Origin of the sequence: Streptomyces sp. NBC_01197 (assembly GCF_036010505.1) — a bacterium.
In the GTDB taxonomy this organism is placed as follows: Bacteria; Actinomycetota; Actinomycetes; order Streptomycetales; family Streptomycetaceae; genus Streptomyces.
The window spans coordinates 2292207-2308758 of sequence record NZ_CP108569.1; the positions used below are offsets into that span (position 1 = coordinate 2292207).

The 16552-nt window shown below is 69.8% G+C and carries 17 protein-coding genes; 9 read left to right on the forward strand and 8 right to left on the reverse strand.

All coding sequences use genetic code 11. The features are described 5' to 3' along the window. Positions 1 to 24: 24 nt before the first annotated feature. Entirely contained in the window at positions 25 to 1431 is a 1407-nt protein-coding gene (locus tag OG452_RS10250; protein WP_327295302.1) for a family 2B encapsulin nanocompartment shell protein, read from the reverse strand. 176 nt (positions 1432 to 1607) lie between these two features. Between OG452_RS10250 and OG452_RS10255 the strand changes: the two genes are divergently transcribed. The 3 genes from OG452_RS10255 (at position 1608) to OG452_RS10265 (ending at position 4401) form a co-directional block, all read left to right on the forward strand. Next, positions 1608 to 2054, forward strand: a complete 447-nt coding sequence (locus tag OG452_RS10255; RefSeq protein WP_327295303.1) for an RrF2 family transcriptional regulator — start codon at positions 1608 to 1610, stop codon at positions 2052 to 2054. A 162-nt stretch (positions 2055 to 2216) separates the two neighbouring features. Further along, a complete protein-coding gene (locus OG452_RS10260; RefSeq protein WP_327295304.1) occupies positions 2217 to 3440 on the forward strand; it encodes a globin domain-containing protein in 1224 nt (407 codons plus the stop codon). A 49-nt stretch (positions 3441 to 3489) separates the two neighbouring features. Next, positions 3490 to 4401, forward strand: coding sequence for a 1-aminocyclopropane-1-carboxylate deaminase/D-cysteine desulfhydrase (locus tag OG452_RS10265; protein ID WP_327295305.1), 912 nt, complete (start codon positions 3490 to 3492; stop codon positions 4399 to 4401). Here the strand turns inward: OG452_RS10265 and OG452_RS10270 are convergent. Next, positions 4377 to 5975: a Na+/H+ antiporter gene (locus OG452_RS10270; protein WP_327295306.1), complete on the reverse strand. Its 1599-nt coding sequence runs from the start codon at positions 5973 to 5975 to the stop codon at positions 4377 to 4379. The genes OG452_RS10265 and OG452_RS10270 overlap by 25 nt on opposite strands. Before the next feature lie 45 nt (positions 5976 to 6020). On the opposite strand from OG452_RS10270, the gene OG452_RS10275 reads away from it, so the two are divergent. From OG452_RS10275 to OG452_RS10285, 3 genes are all read left to right on the forward strand, one after another. Continuing rightward, positions 6021 to 6281 (forward strand): UBP-type zinc finger domain-containing protein, encoded by a 261-nt coding sequence (locus OG452_RS10275; RefSeq protein ID WP_327295307.1) that lies wholly within the window; start codon positions 6021 to 6023, stop codon positions 6279 to 6281. Between the two features lie 298 nt (positions 6282 to 6579). Continuing rightward, positions 6580 to 6993 carry an anti-sigma regulatory factor gene (locus OG452_RS10280; protein ID WP_327295308.1) on the forward strand — a complete coding sequence of 138 codons (414 nt, stop codon included), beginning with the start codon at positions 6580 to 6582 and terminating at the stop codon, positions 6991 to 6993. Positions 6994 to 7007: 14 nt separating this feature from the next. Then, positions 7008 to 7928 (forward strand): RNA polymerase sigma factor SigF, encoded by a 921-nt coding sequence (locus OG452_RS10285; RefSeq protein ID WP_327299580.1) that lies wholly within the window; start codon positions 7008 to 7010, stop codon positions 7926 to 7928. A 41-nt stretch (positions 7929 to 7969) separates the two neighbouring features. On the opposite strand, the gene OG452_RS10290 is transcribed toward OG452_RS10285, so the two are convergent. Further along, a complete protein-coding gene (locus OG452_RS10290) occupies positions 7970 to 8398 on the reverse strand; it encodes a hypothetical protein (protein ID WP_327295309.1) in 429 nt (142 codons plus the stop codon). 82 nt (positions 8399 to 8480) lie between these two features. On the opposite strand from OG452_RS10290, the gene OG452_RS10295 reads away from it, so the two are divergent. Continuing rightward, the gene (locus OG452_RS10295) at positions 8481 to 9449 is read left to right on the forward strand and encodes a diacylglycerol/lipid kinase family protein (RefSeq protein WP_327295310.1); all 969 of its coding nucleotides are present in this window, start codon (positions 8481 to 8483) and stop codon (positions 9447 to 9449) included. A 321-nt stretch (positions 9450 to 9770) separates the two neighbouring features. After that, entirely contained in the window at positions 9771 to 10028 is a 258-nt protein-coding gene (locus OG452_RS10300; protein ID WP_004937597.1) for a WhiB family transcriptional regulator, read from the forward strand. A gap of 194 nt (positions 10029 to 10222) precedes the next feature. On the opposite strand, the gene OG452_RS10305 is transcribed toward OG452_RS10300, so the two are convergent. Continuing rightward, complete coding sequence (locus tag OG452_RS10305) at positions 10223 to 11689, reverse strand: histidine kinase N-terminal domain-containing protein (protein ID WP_327299581.1); 1467 nt, start codon at positions 11687 to 11689, stop codon at positions 10223 to 10225. Positions 11690 to 11986: 297 nt separating this feature from the next. After that, positions 11987 to 12148: a hypothetical protein gene (locus tag OG452_RS10310; protein ID WP_327295311.1), complete on the reverse strand. Its 162-nt coding sequence runs from the start codon at positions 12146 to 12148 to the stop codon at positions 11987 to 11989. Positions 12149 to 12306: 158 nt separating this feature from the next. Between OG452_RS10310 and nagB the strand changes: the two genes are divergently transcribed. Next, the gene (nagB, locus tag OG452_RS10315; protein ID WP_327295312.1) at positions 12307 to 13092 is read left to right on the forward strand and encodes a glucosamine-6-phosphate deaminase; all 786 of its coding nucleotides are present in this window, start codon (positions 12307 to 12309) and stop codon (positions 13090 to 13092) included. A gap of 76 nt (positions 13093 to 13168) precedes the next feature. On the opposite strand, the gene OG452_RS10320 is transcribed toward nagB, so the two are convergent. The 3 genes from OG452_RS10320 to OG452_RS10330 are packed head-to-tail and all read right to left on the reverse strand — an operon-like array spanning position 13169 to position 16503. Further along, positions 13169 to 14680 (reverse strand): glycoside hydrolase family 3 protein, encoded by a 1512-nt coding sequence (locus tag OG452_RS10320; RefSeq protein ID WP_327295313.1) that lies wholly within the window; start codon positions 14678 to 14680, stop codon positions 13169 to 13171. 9 nt (positions 14681 to 14689) lie between these two features. Next, positions 14690 to 15520, reverse strand: a complete 831-nt coding sequence (locus tag OG452_RS10325) for a carbohydrate ABC transporter permease (protein ID WP_327295314.1) — start codon at positions 15518 to 15520, stop codon at positions 14690 to 14692. Further along, positions 15517 to 16503, reverse strand: a complete 987-nt coding sequence (locus tag OG452_RS10330; protein ID WP_327295315.1) for a carbohydrate ABC transporter permease — start codon at positions 16501 to 16503, stop codon at positions 15517 to 15519. Before OG452_RS10330 ends, OG452_RS10325 begins: the two co-directional genes overlap by 4 nt. Between the last annotated feature and the right edge of the window lie 49 nt (positions 16504 to 16552).

A 16552-nucleotide genomic window follows, 5' to 3' on the forward strand; every position in this document is an offset into this window, starting at 1 on the left:
AGCCGGCCGGTCCGGGGCGTCGCCTCACCGCCAGCGGCTGACTTCGACGTTCTCCAGCACCCCCAGGGCGTCGGGCACCAGCACGGCCGCTGAGTAGTAGGCCGTCACCAGGTAGGAGATGATCGCCTTCTCGTCGATACCCATGAAGCGGACCGACAGGCTCGGCTCGATCTCGTCGGGGATGCCGCTCTGCTGGAGCCCGATGACGCCCTGCTCGGACTCGCCGGTCCTCATGCAGATGATCGACGTGGTGCGGGCGTCGCTGACCGGGATCTTGTTGCACGGGAAGATCGGCACCCCGCGCCAGGCGGGCACATGGTGGCCCCCCATGTCGACGCTCTCCGGTACGAGGCCGCGCTTGTTGCACTCGCGGCCGAACGCGGCGATGGCCTTCGGGTGGGCGAGGAAGAGCTTCGATCCGCGTCGGCGCGAGAGGAGTTCGTCCATGTCGTCCGGGCTGGGCACACCGTCGTGCGGCTGGAGCCGCTGGCCGTAGTCGCAGTTGTTGAGCAGGCCGAACTCGCGGTTGTTGACCAGCTCGTGCTCCTGGCGCTCCCGCAGCGCCTCGACGGTGAGCCGCAACTGGTGCTCGGTCTGGTTCATCGGCTGGTTGTAGAGGTCGGCGACCCTGCTGTGGACCTTCAGCACGGTCTGGGCGACGCTCAGTTCGTACTCGCGGGGCGCCCCCTCGTAGTCGACGTACGTGTGGGGGACGTGCGCCTCACCGACGTGTCCCGCCGAAAGGTCGATCGCCGCTTCGCCGTAGCTGTTGGTGCGCTGCGCGGGCAGCGAGGTCACCCCCGCGAGATGCTCGCGCAGCGAGTCGGCGCGCTCCGCGAGGTTCAGCACGTCCGCCCTGGTCAGCTCAAGTACGACGCACGCGGTGTCGGCGCGGGCCGTGTAGTCCCAGGTGGCGCCCTCGTCCAGCAGCGCATGGTCGCCGAAGTACGACCCGTCGGCCAGCGAACCGAGGACGGTCTCGTCCCCGTAGGGCCCTGTGCCTACCTTCTGGACCCGGCCGTGTGCCAGCAGGAACACCCGGTCCGCCCTGTCGCCCGCGGAGGCCAGCACATCGCCCGCCGCGAACTCCCGCTGAGTGCAGCGCTGCGCCAGCTCGGCCAGGGCCGCCTCGTCCGCGTAGTCCCGCAGGGCGGGCAGCTCACCGAGCTCGGCCGGGATGACCTGGACGCGGTCGCCAGTCTGCACAAACGTCACGCGGCCGTCACCGACCGAGTAGCTCAGCCGCCGGTTCACCCGGTACGTACCACCCTGCACTTGTACCCACGGGAGCATCTTCAGCAGCCACCGTGAGGTGATCTCCTGCATCTGCGGTGCGGACTTGGTGGTCGTTGCGAGGTTCCGCGCAGCTGCCGTGCCCAGACTCTGCTGCGGCGGTGCCTGCGTGTCGCGAACCTCTTCACCAACGGACATCTGACGCCCCTTCGATCTTCGACTGACGTACTTGAAGAGCCTTTCAGCGGAGACCTGCGGCGCGCCATTACACAAAAGAGTGTGACTAATAGGGCTTTGAGCGGGGCACGTTGTCATTCGTTGTCCAGAACGGTCATAACTTGCATCCTTTATGCAAGTTACCTACCGTGACGCCCATGCGGCTGACGAGATTCACCGATGTGGCACTGCGCGTACTGATGCGCCTCGCCGTCACGGAGGAAGGCGAGGCGCCGACGACCCGGGAGGTCGCGGCAGCCATGAGCGTGCCGTACAGCCACGCCGCGAAGATCGTCGCCCGTCTCCAGCATCTCGGCCTGGTCGAGGCGCGCCGGGGCCGCGGCGGCGGCCTCAGCCTCACCGGAGCAGGCCGCTCCGCCTCCATCGGCGGGCTGGTCCGCGAGCTCGAAGGGTCAGGCGACGTCATGGAGTGCGAGGGCGCCGCCCCGTGCCCGCTCCGGTCGGCCTGCCTGCTGCGCAGGGCCCTGAGCCGGGCACAGGAGGCGTTCTACGCGTCGCTTGACCCGCTCACCGTCGCCGACCTGGTCGCCCCCCCGACCGGGCCGCTGCTGATCGGCATCGGCAGCCGCCCCGACGACGGCTGACCCACCCCGCGCCGCGCCAACCCCGCTGGCGGCAGTCCACAGGCCCCTGGCAACACCCACCGGCCCGCCACTCACGGCCACTCACGGCCACTCACGGCCAAAAATACGCATCTCACATACCAATTCAAGAGCCAGACCGAGCGCAGGAACCAGGAGTCACCGATGCTCAGCGAGCCGTCGACCGCCACCGTCCGAGCCACCCTCCCCGCCGTCGGCGCGGCCATCGGGGACATCGCCGACCTCTTCTACCGCAAGCTGTTCGACGTCCACCCGGAGCTGCTGCGCGACCTCTTCAACCGCGGCAACCAGGCATCAGGCGCCCAGCGGCAGGCACTCGCCGGCTCCATCGCCGCCTTCGCCACCCAGCTGGTGGAGCACCCTGACACCCGCCCCGACGTCATGCTCGGCCGTATCGCCCACAAGCACGCCTCACTCGGGATCACATCCGCCCAGTACGGCGTCGTGCACACCCATCTCTTCGCCGCCATCGCCGAGGTGCTGGGCGACGCGGTCACCCCGGAGGTCGCCGCCGCCTGGGACGAGGTCTACTGGCTGATGGCCAACGCCCTGATCGCCCTGGAGGCCCGGCTCTACACGGAGCGCGAGGCCATCGCGGGTGACGTCTGGCGCGAGTGGGACGTGGTGTCCAGGACCGAGGAGACCGCCGACACGGCCACCTTCCGGCTCCGCCCGGCCGACGGCTCGCCCGCCCCGGACTTCCGGCCGGGCCAGTACGTCTCCGTCCAGGTCGAGCTCCCCGACGGGGCCCGCCAGATCCGGCAGTACAGCCTCTCCGGCGCCCCCGGTGGACAGCTCCACTCGATCACCGTGAAGCGCGTGAGCGGAGGCCCTTCCCCGTACAGCCACGGCGCTTCCCCGGACGGCGAGGTCTCGCACCACCTCCACACACACGTGCGGACCGGTGCCCGGCTCCGGGTCTCGCTCCCGTACGGCGATCTCGTCATCGGCCCGGACGCGGCGGACGCCCCGCTCATGCTCGCGTCGGCCGGAATCGGCTGCACTCCGATACTGGCGATGCTGGAACACCTCGCGGACACCGGTCACCCCGCCCCCGTCACCGTCGTGCACGGCGACCGCACCCCCGCGGACCACGCACTGCGCGACGAACATGCCCTCCTCACCGAGAAGCTGCCGGATGCCGCCGCGCACTTCTGGTACGAGCACCCCGGCGCCGACCACCCGGCCGACCGCACGGGCCTGGTCGATCTGAGCGGCCTGCCCCTCGCGCCGGGGACCCGTGCGTACCTCTGCGGGCCGCTGCCCTTCATGCGCTCCGTACGGACCCAGCTGCTGGCCGGCGGCGTACGGGCCGCCGACATCCACTACGAGGTGTTCGGCCCGGACCTCTGGCTCGCCGCGAGCTGACGGCCGGACCGCCGCCGCCCGCCGGACCCCCGGGGCGGACAATGGGCCCATGCCTCCCGAATTCCCGGGCCCCGACCGGCAGCCACCGCTGCGGTCGCTGCGACCGCTACTGCCGTCGCCGCTGGAGCCGCTCGACGACGAGCGCTTCGCCCGGCGCGGCGTACAGCTGCTGCTCAAACGCGACGACCTGATCCACCCGGATCTGCCGGGCAACAAATGGCGGAAACTCGCGCCCAATCTGGCGGCAGCCACCGGACGGACCGTGCTGACGTTCGGTGGCGCGTACTCCAACCATCTGCGGGCCACCGCCGCCGCGGGCCGGCTGCTCGGCTTCCCGACCGTCGGCGTCGTACGCGGGGACGAGCTGGCCCACCGCCCGCTCAACCCCTCCCTCGCCCGGTGCGCGGCCGACGGTATGCGGCTGTACTTCGTGGACCGCGCTGCCTACCGCGCCAAGGCGGTCCCGGCCGGTCTCGACACGACGGGGATGTACGTGGTGCCCGAGGGCGGCAGCAACACCGCGGCCGTGCACGGCTGCGGCGCGCTCGGCCGGGAACTGCACGGGCTCGCCGACACCGTCGCGGTGGCGGTCGGCACCGGCGGCACGCTCGCGGGGCTGGCGGCCGGCCTCACGGCGGACCAGCGCGCCATCGGCTTCCCCGTCCTGAAGGGCGGCTTCCTGGCCGGCGAGGTCGCGGCGCTCCAGCAGACCTCCTTCGGAGCCAGGACCGGCGACTGGCGGCTCGACGACCGCTTCCACTTCGGCGGGTACGCCCGCAGCGCACCGGAACTCGAAGCCTTCGCGGCCGGGTTCGAGCAGCTGCACGGTCTCCCCGTCGAGCGGGTCTACGTCGCGAAGATGCTGTACGGACTGGTGGAGCTGGCCGCCGAAGGCGCCTTCCCGCCGGGCACCAGGGTCGCCGCCGTCATCACAGGTCAGCCCGCCTCCTCCTCGCGGTAGGCGGCCGCCTCCTCCAGATCGAGCCTGCGCAGCAGCGTCCTGAGAAGCTCGTCGTCGATGCTCCGCCGGTCGCGCAGCTCCACGAAAACCTCGCGCTCGGCGCCGATCATCGCCCGTGCGAGCCTCCGGTAGGTGTCGTCGGCGCTCTCGCCGGTGTGCTCGTTCACCGTGCCGAGCCGCTCCCAGACCGCGTTCCTGCGCCGCGCCATCACGGTGCGCAACCGGTCGGCGAGCGGTTCCGGGAGTTCGTTGTCCTCGTCGGCGAGCATCGAGTTCAGCAGGTCCTCGGCCGCCTGCGACGCCTCGTTCTGCGCCTGGGCCTCGGCGAGCGTCTCGGCGTGCGTGTCACGGCCCGGGATTCTCAGCAACCGGATCAGCGGCGGCAGCGAGAGCCCCTGGACGACCAGGGTCGCGATCACCGTCGTAAAGGTCAGGAAGAGCACCAGGTTCCGGGCCGGGAACGGTGCGCCGTGCGCGGTCAGCGGGATCGAGAAGGCAATGGCGAGCGAGACCACGCCGCGCATTCCGGCCCAGCCGACGACGACCGGCGCGGTCCAGTCCGTATCGGGTTCGCGTTCCCGGATCCTGCTGGAGATCACGCGTGGCAGGAACGTGGCGGGAAAGACCCAGACGAAGCGCACCACCACGACCACCACGAAAACGGCGGCCGCATACCAGGCGGCTTCCCCTCCGCCGTAAGTGCCAAGCCCCCGGAGAACAACGGGCAATTGCAGCCCGATCAGCGCGAAGACCGTCGATTCCAGAATGAAGGAGACCATTTTCCAAACGGCCTCCTCCTGGAGCCGGGTGGCGAAGTCGACCTGCCAGGAACGGTGTCCCAGATAGAGCGCGACGACCACCACGGCGAGCACCCCCGAAGCGTGCACCCGCTCCGCCGCCGCATAGGCGACGAAGGGAATGAGCAGCGAGAGGGTGTTCTGCAGCAGCGCCTCCTTGAGATGCGTACGCAGCCAGTGCAGCGGCACCATCAGGACCAGGCCGACCCCGATTCCGCCGACCGACGCCAGCGCGAATTCGCCGAGCCCGTCCGCCCAGGAGACCCCGGCGCCGACCGCGGCCGCCAGCGCCACCTTGTAGGCGGTGATCGCGGTCGCGTCGTTGACGAGTGATTCGCCCTGCAGGACCGTCGTCAGCCGGGAGGGCAGTCCGAGGCGCCGGGCGATGGCTGTGGCCGCCACCGCGTCGGGCGGCGCGATCACCGCACCGAGCACCAGGGCCGCGGTGAGCGGGAGATCCGGCACGATCAGATAGGCGAGCCAGCCCACCGCGACGGTCGCGAAGAGCACATAGCCGACCGAGAGCAGCGCGACGGGCCGCAGATTGGCCCGCAGATCCAGGTACGAGGAGTCGACGGCCGCCGTGTGGAGCAGCGGCGGCAGCACCAGCGGAAGGACGATCCCGGGATCCAGCGTGTACTCGGGCACCCCCGGCAGATACGCGACACCCAGCCCGACCGCGACCAGCAGCAGCGGCGCCGCCACCGGTGTCCGGCGTGCGACACCCGCCACCGCCGCGCTGCCCGCCACCAGTGCCACCAGCGGCAATGCGTCCATGGGGTCTCCCCGCCCTCGGTCCTGGTCCGTCGTAACCTGGCAATCATGAGCGAGTGCCAGCATGTTGCAGAACTGCCGCGCCCCCGGCCGGTCCCGTTGAGTGACACCTGTCCCGAGTGCCTGGCCATCGGGAGCCATCCCGTACAGCTGCGCCTGTGCCTGGTGTGCGGGCACGTGGGCTGCTGCGACTCGTCCCCGTACCAGCACGCCACCGGGCACTTCAAGGAGACCGGGCACGCGGTGATGCGGAGTTTCGAGCCGGGAGAGAGCTGGCGGTGGTGCTTTGTCGACGGTTCGATCGTCTGAGCTCTGGGTACGTCAACCGTTCGCTGCGTCTTTCCAGTTGGCCGAAGCATCCCGGGAACCCCGCGGAGCCGCCGGACATTCCGGAGAATCACAGCGCCACAATCGGATGTGCACACCCCTGGCGACCGTATGTACTCATGGGCTTACCATGAGTGACAGTCGTGGGGTGGGGGTCCTGGCGACAGGGAACCTTGGATCGCGATAGCGTCACGGCGTCAGGAAGCGACCATGTCACGCACGGTTGCGGGAGCAGAATTTCCCCGACCATGAACGAGCTTGTGCCACCTTGGAGGTGAGGGTGTCCCAGATCGCAGGCGAGCCCGGGACCCAGGACTTCGTGGAAGTCCGGCTGCCCGCTGCGGGTGCCTACCTGTCTGTGCTGCGTACGGCCACGGCCGGCCTCGCGGCACGCTTGGACTTCACCCTCGACGAGATCGAGGATCTGCGCATCGCGGTCGACGAGGCCTGCGCGATCCTGCTTCAGCAGGCCGTGCCGGGCTCCGTACTGAGCTGCGTGTTCCGTCTCGTCGAGGACTCCCTCGAAGTGACGGTGTCCGCGCCCACCACGGACGGCCGCGCACCGGAGCGCGACACCTTCGCCTGGACGGTGCTCTCGGCACTGGCGGGCAAGGTCGAGTCGACGGTGGCCGACGACCGTACGGTCAGCATCAGTCTGTACAAACAGCGCGGCGCTGGACCTGGACCGGCGTGAACGGGGACGGACCGGTGCGGGACGACGAGCGCGGCGCGCGGGCGCCGGGCACGGGACCGCTGGGCACGGGGGACATCCCGGAGCAACAGGCCCGGCCGCATCCGGTGGAAGGCCTTTTGGAGTCGGCGGATCAGGCGGGCCTCATGAGCGAGCATCACGAGCACCACGAGCAGCACAACCCGCGGGACCGCAGCGGGGCGCGGGCGCTCTTCATCGAGCTGCGCGAGCTCCCGGACGGTTCGCCCGCCAAGGCCGAACTGCGCAACAGGCTGGTGCGGATGCATCTGCCGCTGGTCGAACATCTGGCCCGCCGCTTCCGTAACCGCGGAGAGCCGCTGGACGATCTGACCCAGGTCGCCACGATCGGTCTGATCAAGTCGGTGGACCGGTTCGACCCGGACCGCGGGGTGGAGTTCTCCACGTACGCGACGCCGACGGTGGTCGGAGAGATCAAGCGGCACTTCCGCGACAAGGGCTGGGCGGTCCGGGTGCCGCGCCGCCTCCAGGAGCTGCGGCTTTCGCTGACCACAGCCACCGCGGAGCTCTCCCAGCAGCACGGCCGGGCGCCCACGGTCCATGAGCTGGCGGAGCGGCTGGGCATCTCGGAGGAAGAGGTCCTGGAGGGTCTGGAATCCGCGAACGCCTACTCGACCCTCTCGCTGGACGTGCCCGACACGGACGACGAGTCGCCCGCGGTGGCGGACACCCTGGGCTCGGAGGACGAGGCGCTCGAAGGCGTCGAGTACCGCGAGTCGCTCAAGCCGCTGCTGGAGGATCTGCCCCCGCGAGAGAAGCGGATTCTGCTGCTCCGGTTCTTCGGGAACATGACGCAGTCGCAGATCGCCCAGGAAGTGGGGATCTCGCAGATGCACGTCTCGCGGCTGCTGGCCAGGACACTGGCGCAGCTGCGGGAGCGCCTGCTGGTCGAGGAGTAGACACAGCGGACGCGGGGGGCCACGGCTGGCGCGCGCGACGCTCAGGCCCCCCGCGCGCCCCTGATCCCCAGCGCCTTGGCCGTCGTCGGGTTCACCAGCAGGACGAGCGCGGCCAGGGCCACCACCGCGAGCACCGCTCCCGCCGGAATCAGTACGCCCTGCGCGGAGAGCAGCGTCCATGCCACGGGCAGCGCGATGATCTGGGTGACGATCGCGGGGCCCCGGCTCCAGCTGCGACGGCCCAGCAGCCCACGGGCCGCGATCAGCGGGAGGAGGGCGAGCACGATCAGCGTCACGCCGGCCAGCGCGGACTGCCCGGGGCTGTCGCCGTCGGCGAACACGCCCTGGCCGATGACATAGAGCCCTCCGGCGGCCAGCGCCGCCCCTTCCAGCGCGGCCAGCGCCGCGGCGGCGGTCAGACGGGTGGGGCGGGGGCCGCTGGGCTGCTCTGCGGTCTGGTCGGTACTCACCCCTGCAGGGTAGCGGGCACCCCGGGGGCCGGATCGAGGCCGGGGCTGGGCCCGGTTCCAAGCGGTAGGTAATCTTCTGGTCATGCGCGCACTCCTCGTGGTCAATCCGGCAGCAACCACCACCAGTGCCCGCACACGGGACGTACTGCTCCACGCGCTCGCCAGCGAGATGAAGCTGGAGGCCGTCACGACCGAGTACCGGGGGCACGCCCGCGACCTCGGCAGACGGGCCGCGGAGAGCGATGACATCGACCTCGTCGTCGCGCTCGGCGGCGACGGCACGGTCAACGAGGTGGTCAACGGACTCCTCCACCACGGGCCCGACCCCGATGGGCTGCCCGGACTGGCGGTCGTCCCCGGCGGCTCCACCAATGTCTTCGCCCGCGCGCTCGGCCTGCCCAACGACGCGGTGGAGGCGACCGGCGCACTTCTGGACGCGCTGCGTGAGCGCCGCGAGCGGACGGTCGGCCTGGGCCTGGCGGCCGGCACCCCGGGCACCACGGACGAGGGGGTGCCCTCGCGCTGGTTCACGTTCTGTGCCGGACTCGGGTTCGACGCGGGTGTAGTCGGCCGGGTCGAACAGCAGCGGGAACGCGGAAAGCGGTCCACCCACGCCCTCTATGTGCGTCAGGTCGTCCGCCAGTTCCTGGAGGAGCCGAGCCGCAGGCATGGCGCGATCACCCTGGAACGCCCGGGCCAGGACCCGGTCACGGACCTCGTGATGTCCATAATCTGCAACACGTCTCCCTATACCTACCTGGGCAATCGCCCGATGTACGCCTCCCCCGAGGCGTCCTTCGACACCGCGCTCGATGTGCTGGGACTGTCGAAAATGTCACCCGCTCATGTGGCACGTTTCGCTACTCAATTGCTCACTTCGACACCCGAACGGGGCCCCCACGGAAAGCACGCGGTTTCGCTGCACGACCTGACGGACTTCTCCTTGCATTCCAAGGTCCGGCTCCCCTTCCAGATGGACGGCGACCACCTGGGACTGCGTACCAGCGTGACGTTCACAGGCGTACGCCGTGCACTGCGTGTGATTGTGTGAGTGGAAGAGCTCAAAGTCCTTTAACTCGAACGTTTGGGCTGGGATCCACCCCATGGAAGTACGGCTGTGACCTAGCCGACACCGAGGAATCAAAAAAAACTTTCCAGAAGGGGTTGTATCCGCCGCCGAGGTTTGCGAATCTCTACATGGCGCTCGGGACGGCCCGCAACACCGGCCTCCCTGAAAGCCAGAACCCCTCCTCAACACCACAGGACCGCAACCAGGTCATCTGGAAGCTGGCCCTTCACTTGTCGGGGGATTCGTGAAAGCGTTCACATTCACAAGCAACCTGCACGTAACACCCTAAGAGAGGTAGCAGCCATGGACTGGCGTCACAACGCCGTTTGTCGTGAGGAAGACCCGGAGCTGTTCTTCCCCATCGGCAACACCGGTCCCGCGCTGCTGCAGATCGAGGAAGCCAAGGCCGTCTGCCGCCGCTGCCCCGTCATGGAGCAGTGCCTGCAGTGGGCGCTTGAGTCCGGCCAGGACTCCGGCGTCTGGGGTGGCCTCAGCGAGGACGAGCGCCGCGCGATGAAGCGCCGTGCCGCTCGCAACCGGGCGCGTAACGCGACCGCCTGACCACCCTGTTCACGAGCTTGAGCCAGGCGGCGCGCGTACAGCGAGTACGCACCACCGTCGCCCCCGAAACGCAGCGCGCAGTACCCCCGATGCGCACGCAGTAAGAGAACGCCGGGAGAGTTCCTCTCCCCAGCACACGGTGAGCCCCGGACCACTTCGGTCCGGGGCTCACTGCTGTGTGCTGGGGGAAGGAGCTACGCGTCGCCCGGGACCGGTATGTCGAGCACCACATGGGTGCCGCGCTCCGGAGCCGGGACCATGTCGAACGAGCCGCCCAACTCCCCCTCCACCAGCGTCCGTACGATCTGGAGCCCCAGGTTTCCCGCCGTCTTCGCGTCGAACCCGCCGGGCAGTCCGCGGCCGTCGTCCTGCACCGTGATGAGCAGCCTGGCATCCTCGCGCAGCCCGCCCCGAACGGCGGAGACCTCGACGGTGCCCAGCTCGCCCGGTCCGAAGGCGTGCTCCAGCGCGTTCTGCAGGACTTCGGTCAGCACCATGGCGAGCGGGGTGGCGACCTCGGCGTCCAGGATGCCGAACCGGCCGGTACGGCGGCAGTCGACCTTGCCCGGTGAGATCTCGGACACCATCGCGATGACGCGGTCGGCGATCTCGTCGAACTCGACACGTTCGTCCAGGTTCTGCGAGAGCGTCTCGTGGACGATCGCGATGGAACCGACGCGCCGCACCGCCTCGTTGAGCGCTTCCCTGCCGCGGTCCGAGTCCATCCGCCTGGCCTGGAGGCGCAGAAGGGCCGCCACCGTCTGGAGGTTGTTCTTCACCCGGTGGTGGATCTCCCGGATGGTGGCGTCCTTGGTGATCAACTCGCGTTCACGGCGGCGCAGTTCCGTGACGTCCCGCAGCAGCACCAACGAGCCGATCCGGGTGCCCTTCGGGGAGAGCGGGATGGCGCGGAGCTGGATCACCCCGTCGTTCCCCTCGACCTCGGTCTCCCTCGGTGCGTAGCCGCTGGCCAGTTTGACCATGGCCTCGTCGACGGGGCCGCGGGACGGCGCGAGGTCGGTGGTCAGCTGGCCGAGGTGCTGGCCCACCAGGTCGGACGCGAGCCCGAGGCGGTGGTAGGCGGAGAGTCCGTTGGGGCTGGCGTACAGGACCACCCCGTCCGCGTCGAGGCGGATCATCCCGTCCCCGACCCGGGGGGATGCGTCCATGTCGACCTGCTGGCCCGGGAAGGGGAACGAGCCCGCGGCGATCATCTGGGCCAGGTCGGACGCCGACTGGAGGTAGGTGAGTTCGAGGCGCGACGGCGTACGGACGGTGAGCAGATTGGTGTTGCGGGCGATGACCCCGAGCACTCGGCCCTCCCGGCGTACGGGGATGGACTCGACCCGTACCGGCACCTCCTCGCGCCACTCCGGGTCGCCCTCGCGCACGATCCGGCCCTCGTCGAGCGCGGCGTCGAGCAGCGGACGCCGGCCGCGTGGAACGAGATGGCCGACCATGTCGTCCTGGTAGGAGGTGGGCCCGGTGTTCGGCCGCATCTGCGCCACGGAGACATAGCGGGTGCCGTCGCGGGTGGGCACCCACAGCACCAGGTCGGCGAAGGAGAGGTCGGAGAGCAGCTGCCACTCCGAGACCAGCAGGTGCAGCCACTCGAGGTCGGTGTCACTCAGAGCGGTGTGCTGGCGTACGAGATCGTTCATGGAGGGCACGTGTGTGAGCGTACCCGCCGGATTCTTTCCGTCGTACGCATGGACAGGGCAGAATGGTCTAGTCCACAATGTGCGTGCAAAGACTTCCGCTCTCCCCGCACAGGAGAGTGGAGACGAGGTACGAGGCGCTCTCTGCCCTGACTGCGCCGAGTCCTCCCCACGGCCGCCGGGAACCGCACACCTGACGGCCGATGCAGCTGAGGGCTGCGGTGCCGTACGGCCGGGCCGAGGGTCCCGACCACACCGGCGCCGCGGCCCGCAGTCGCTTCCGGGGCGGCGCCGGGCGGTTCATCCCGCCACGGTGCCGGCACCCCGTCCGGGCCAGGCCCGCATCGCCGTCTCGGCGAGCAGTTCGAGCGGCTCCTCGCGCAGGGCGCGGGCCGAGTAGGAGCCGTATGTCGCCGCGTACGCCTCCACCACCTCGCCGAACAGCGCCTTCTCCCGGCCCACATGCGGGCCGTGCGCCTTCAGCCGACCATGAGATGAGGACAGGAGGCGGTGGGTGCCCCCTGCGCGGGAAAGGCAGGGGGAACTCCTGGCGGGAAGGGCCCGCTCTGCTAGATTGGTCTATACCACATGTTTGCACTCTCCAGATCGGCAGGCCCAGCGTGGAAGTTGTCATCGTCCCGGACGCCAAGGCAGGCGGCGAAGTCATCGCGGAGGCCATGGCCCGCCTGCTGCGCCGCAAGCCCGACGCTCTGCTCGGTGTCGCCACCGGGTCGACCCCGCTGCCCGTCTATGAGGCTCTGACCGCCAAGGTGCGCGCGCGGGCCGTCGACGCGGCGCGGGCGCGGATCTGCCAGCTCGACGAGTACGTGGGGCTGCCGGCCGGGCACCCGGAGTCGTACCGCTCGGTGGTGCTGCGCGAGGTCGTGGAACCGCTCGGGCTGACCGAGGCCTCCTTCATGGGCCCCGACGGCTCGGCCGAGGACATCCCGGCGGCCTGCGCGGCGTACGACAGGGCGCTCGCCGAGGCGGGCGGGGTGGACCTCCAGCTCCTGGGTATCGGCACCGACGGGCACATAGGCTTCAACGAGCCCTGCTCCTCGCTCGCCTCCCGTACCCGGATCAAGACGCTCACCGAGCAGACCCGGGTCGACAACGCGCGGTTCTTCGACGGTGACATCGAGCAGGTGCCGCACCACGTCATCACCCAGGGCATCGGGACGATCCTGGAGGCCCGCCATGTGGTGCTGCTGGCCACCGGCGAGGGCAAGGCCGAGGCCGTGGCGCAGACCGTCGAGGGGCCGGTGGCCGCCGTGGTGCCCGCCTCCGCGCTCCAGCTGCACCGGCACGTGACGGTCGTCGTGGACGAGGCGGCCGCGTCCAAGCTGAAGCTGGCCGACTACTTCCGTGCGACGTACGCTTCGAAGCCGGAGTGGCAGGGCCTGTAGCGGTATCCGGGAAACGACAGCGCCGGGCACCTCACGGGTGCCCGGCTCTTTCGTTCGTTCCGCTCCGCCCGGTTCGTTACCGCCCGGCGCCCGTGATGAACTCGGCCGCCGCGCGGCCGCAGACCCGCGCCGCGCCGTGGGTCGCCAGATACAGCGCCCCGCGCGGCTCCGCCCGCGGCAAGCCCATCTCGACCACGACGGTGTCGGGGCGGGCCGCGAGCAGCGCGTCCAGCGCCGCCGTCATCCACGGGTGGCGGTGGGCGTCGCGGACGACCGCGACGATCGTGCGCTCCCCCGCGGCCGAGAGCACATCGGCCGGTGCGCTGTCCGCGCCGTACCGGCCGGTCCCGGTGCCGGGCAGCAGCGCGGCCAGCTCGGCGGCGATGCCCCACGGGGTCTCGTCGCCGACGGCGATGTTCGCCCCCGGTGTGAAGGCGGCGACGTACGGGGCCGTGGTCAGCGGCCGGTGGTCCGGCGGGGTGGCGCGGAGCGCCCTGCGGGCCGCGACGAGCCCGATATCGGTGCCGGGCGCGGTCCCCTCCTGCGACGCCGCGCCCGGCTCCGAAGCCCCCCTGGCCCGGCGGGTCCACTCCGCGAGCGCACGTACGCGCGCGGCGGCGTCCGCCAGCCGTTCCTCGGGCAGTTCGCCCGCCCGTACCGCCGCCACCAGTGCGTCACGCAGCCGCAGTACGGTGCCCTCGTCCGAGAGGCCGCCGCCCACACAGATGGCGTCGGCGCCCGCCGCGACGGCGAGGACGCTGCCGCGCTCGATGCCGTACGCCGATGCGATGGCGCGCATCTCGATACCGTCGGTAACGATCAGCCCCTCGTAACCGAGCTCGCGGCGCAGCAGCCCGGTGAGGATCTGCGGGCTCAGCGTCGCCGGGCGCTCGCGGTCGAGTGCGGGAAGCAGGATATGCGCACTCATGACCGACTTGGAACCCGCGGCGATCGCGGCCCTGAAGGGCACGAGTTCGCGGGCGTGCAGCGTCGCGAGGTCCGCGTCGATCCGGGGCATCGCGTGGTGCGAGTCGACGGCGGTGTCGCCGTGGCCGGGGAAGTGCTTGGTGCAGGCCGCGACTCCGGCGGCCTGGAGCCCCTCGACGTACGCGGCGGTGTGCCGGGCGACCAGCGCGGTGTCGGCGCCGAAGGACCGTACGCCGATGACGGGGTTGTCCGGATTGGAGTTGACGTCGGCTGACGGGGCCCAGTTGAGGTTGACCCCGCAGTCGGCGAGGCGCCGGCCCAGTTCACGGGCGACGGCCCAGGTCAGCTCCGGGTCGTCGACCGCGCCGAGCGCGAGATTGCCGGGGAAGGAGGACCCGGTGCGCACTTCGAGCCGGGTGACGTCGCCGCCCTCCTCGTCGATCGCGACGAGGACGTCGTCCCGCTCGGCCCGCAGCCGGGCGGTGAGCGCGGCGACCTGGGGGGCGCTGGTGACGTTGCGGCCGAACAGCGCGACGGAGGCGAGCCCTTCACCGACCCTGCGCAGCAGCCAGTCGGGGGCGGTGGTGCCGGCGAAGCCGGGCTGGAGGACGGCGAGGGCGTCGCGGGTGAGCTGGTCCGTGCCCGTGGTGATGGTGGTCATGGAGCGCCGTTATCCCTTCACTGCACCGGAGGTGAGACCACTGACCGCCTTGCGCTGCAAGTAGACGAAGAGGATCAGGATCGGGATGGCGAAGAGCGAGGAGGCCGCCATGGTCGCGCCCCAGTCGTCGCCGAACGCCGTCTGGAACTGGGAGAGCCACAGCGGGAGCGTCTGCGAGCCGATGTCCTTGTTGAGAATGAGCACCAGCGGGAACTCGTTCCACGCGGTGATGAAGCCGAAGAGCGAGGTGGCCATCAGCCCGGGCCCGAGCAGCGGGAGGATCACCTTGATGAAGGCCTGCGGGCGGGTGCAGCCGTCGACCATGGCGGACTCCTCCAGCTCCTTGGGCACCGCGGCCACATAGCCCCGCAGCGTGAGGATCGTGAAGGGCAGCACCATCATCATGTAGAAAACCGTCAGCGGGAGCAGGCTGTCCAGCATGTCCGCGTCCCGGACCAGCATGTAGATCGCGATGACCATGACCTCCCAGGGCGCCATCTGCGCGATCATGAAGGTCAGGAGCACCCCGCGCTTGCCCTTGAAGCGCATCCGCGCCATGGCGAACGAGGCGAGGAGTGCGATCACCAGCGACGAGAGCACCGAAACCACCGTGACCACCACGGAGTTGCGGACCAGCGTCCAGAAGTGGTCCGCGCTGAGGACCTTGCTGAAGTGCGAGAACGTGAAGTCCACCGGGAACCACACCGGGGTGTCGGTGATGATGTCGCCGGTCGGCTTGAAGGCCGTGCTGAACATCCAGTAGACGGGGAAGGCGAAGCCTATGAAGAGGATGATCGCCGTTGCGTTGGGCCAGAACCGGCTGAACAGTGAGCGCCTCACAGCTCGTCCTCCTCTTGCTTCAGTACGGTGCGAAGGTAGTAGCCGGTCAGCACGAGCAGCACGATGATCGTCAGGAACGAGATCGCGGCGCCCATGCCGAAGTGCTGGTTCCCGACGCCCTCGACGAAGGCGTACACGGGCAGGGTCTCGGTGAGCCGGTCAGGGCCGCCGCCGTTGATCGCGAAGATCTGGGCGAAGGACTTGAAGACCCAGATGACTTCGAGGAACGTCGTGGCCAGCAGGAACGGCTTGAGGAACGGGAACGTCACCGAGGTGAAGCTCTTCCAGGTCCCGGCGCCGTCGAGCGAGGCGGCCTCGTACAGCTCCTTCGGGATGGTCGTCGAGGCGGCGTACAGGTTGATCGCCACGAAGGGGATCGACTGCCAGACGATCAGCAGCGTCACCACCGAGAAGGTGGAGAACTGGCTGCCGGTCCAGTTGAAGGCGGCCATCGAGTGCCAGCCGAGGCTGTCCAGTACGTAGTTGACGACACCGAAGCGCTGGGCGAACAGCCACTGGTAGACGGTGGTGGCGGCGATGACCGGCATGGCCCAGGCGAGCACCAGGCCGAGCAGAAGAAACAGCCGCATCTTCTTGCCGAGGCGGGCGAGCAGCAGGCCGATCAGTGCACCGAGAACCATGATCAGCACGACGTTCGCCGCGGTGAAGAAGATCGACCGCTCGACGACCTTCCAGAAGTCCGAGCCGCCCAGCACGTCCTGGTAGTTGGAGAAGCCGTTCCACTCGGTGAGGTGGAGGATCAGCTGGCGCGGATTGAGGTTCTGGAACGACAGCATGCCGTTCTTGACCAGCGGGTATCCCAGGAGCACCACGGTGGCGAGCAGTGCGGGCAGCAGGAGCAGATAGGGGCCCGCGCTCCCGGCTCTCCTCCTGGGCGCCGCCGCCGGGCCGCCGGGTGGCGCGTCTTCCTTGCGGGGGCCGGCCTGAGGGACCGAGTCCGCTTGTTCGGTCTGCACTGACATGCTCGCCATCTCTTCTTGAGCCGTACGGTCGAGATCCACGCGGGGGCGC

Excerpts from the sequence above, each read along its gene's own strand:
- OG452_RS10250 (WP_327295302.1), bottom strand. The coding sequence starts at position 1,431 with ATGTCCGTTGGTGAAGAGGTTCGCGACACGCAGGCACCGCCGCAGCAG.
- OG452_RS10255 (WP_327295303.1), top strand. The coding sequence starts at position 1,608 with ATGCGGCTGACGAGATTCACCGATGTGGCACTGCGCGTACTGATGCGC.
- OG452_RS10260 (WP_327295304.1), top strand. The coding sequence starts at position 2,217 with ATGCTCAGCGAGCCGTCGACCGCCACCGTCCGAGCCACCCTCCCCGCC.
- OG452_RS10265 (WP_327295305.1), top strand. The coding sequence starts at position 3,490 with ATGCCTCCCGAATTCCCGGGCCCCGACCGGCAGCCACCGCTGCGGTCG.
- OG452_RS10270 (WP_327295306.1), bottom strand. The coding sequence starts at position 5,975 with ATGGACGCATTGCCGCTGGTGGCACTGGTGGCGGGCAGCGCGGCGGTG.
- OG452_RS10275 (WP_327295307.1), top strand. The coding sequence starts at position 6,021 with ATGAGCGAGTGCCAGCATGTTGCAGAACTGCCGCGCCCCCGGCCGGTC.
- OG452_RS10295 (WP_327295310.1), top strand. The coding sequence starts at position 8,481 with ATGCGCGCACTCCTCGTGGTCAATCCGGCAGCAACCACCACCAGTGCC.
- OG452_RS10300 (WP_004937597.1), top strand. The coding sequence starts at position 9,771 with ATGGACTGGCGTCACAACGCCGTTTGTCGTGAGGAAGACCCGGAGCTG.
- OG452_RS10305 (WP_327299581.1), bottom strand. The coding sequence starts at position 11,689 with ATGAACGATCTCGTACGCCAGCACACCGCTCTGAGTGACACCGACCTC.
- OG452_RS10320 (WP_327295313.1), bottom strand. The coding sequence starts at position 14,680 with ATGACCACCATCACCACGGGCACGGACCAGCTCACCCGCGACGCCCTC.
- OG452_RS10330 (WP_327295315.1), bottom strand. The coding sequence starts at position 16,503 with ATGTCAGTGCAGACCGAACAAGCGGACTCGGTCCCTCAGGCCGGCCCC.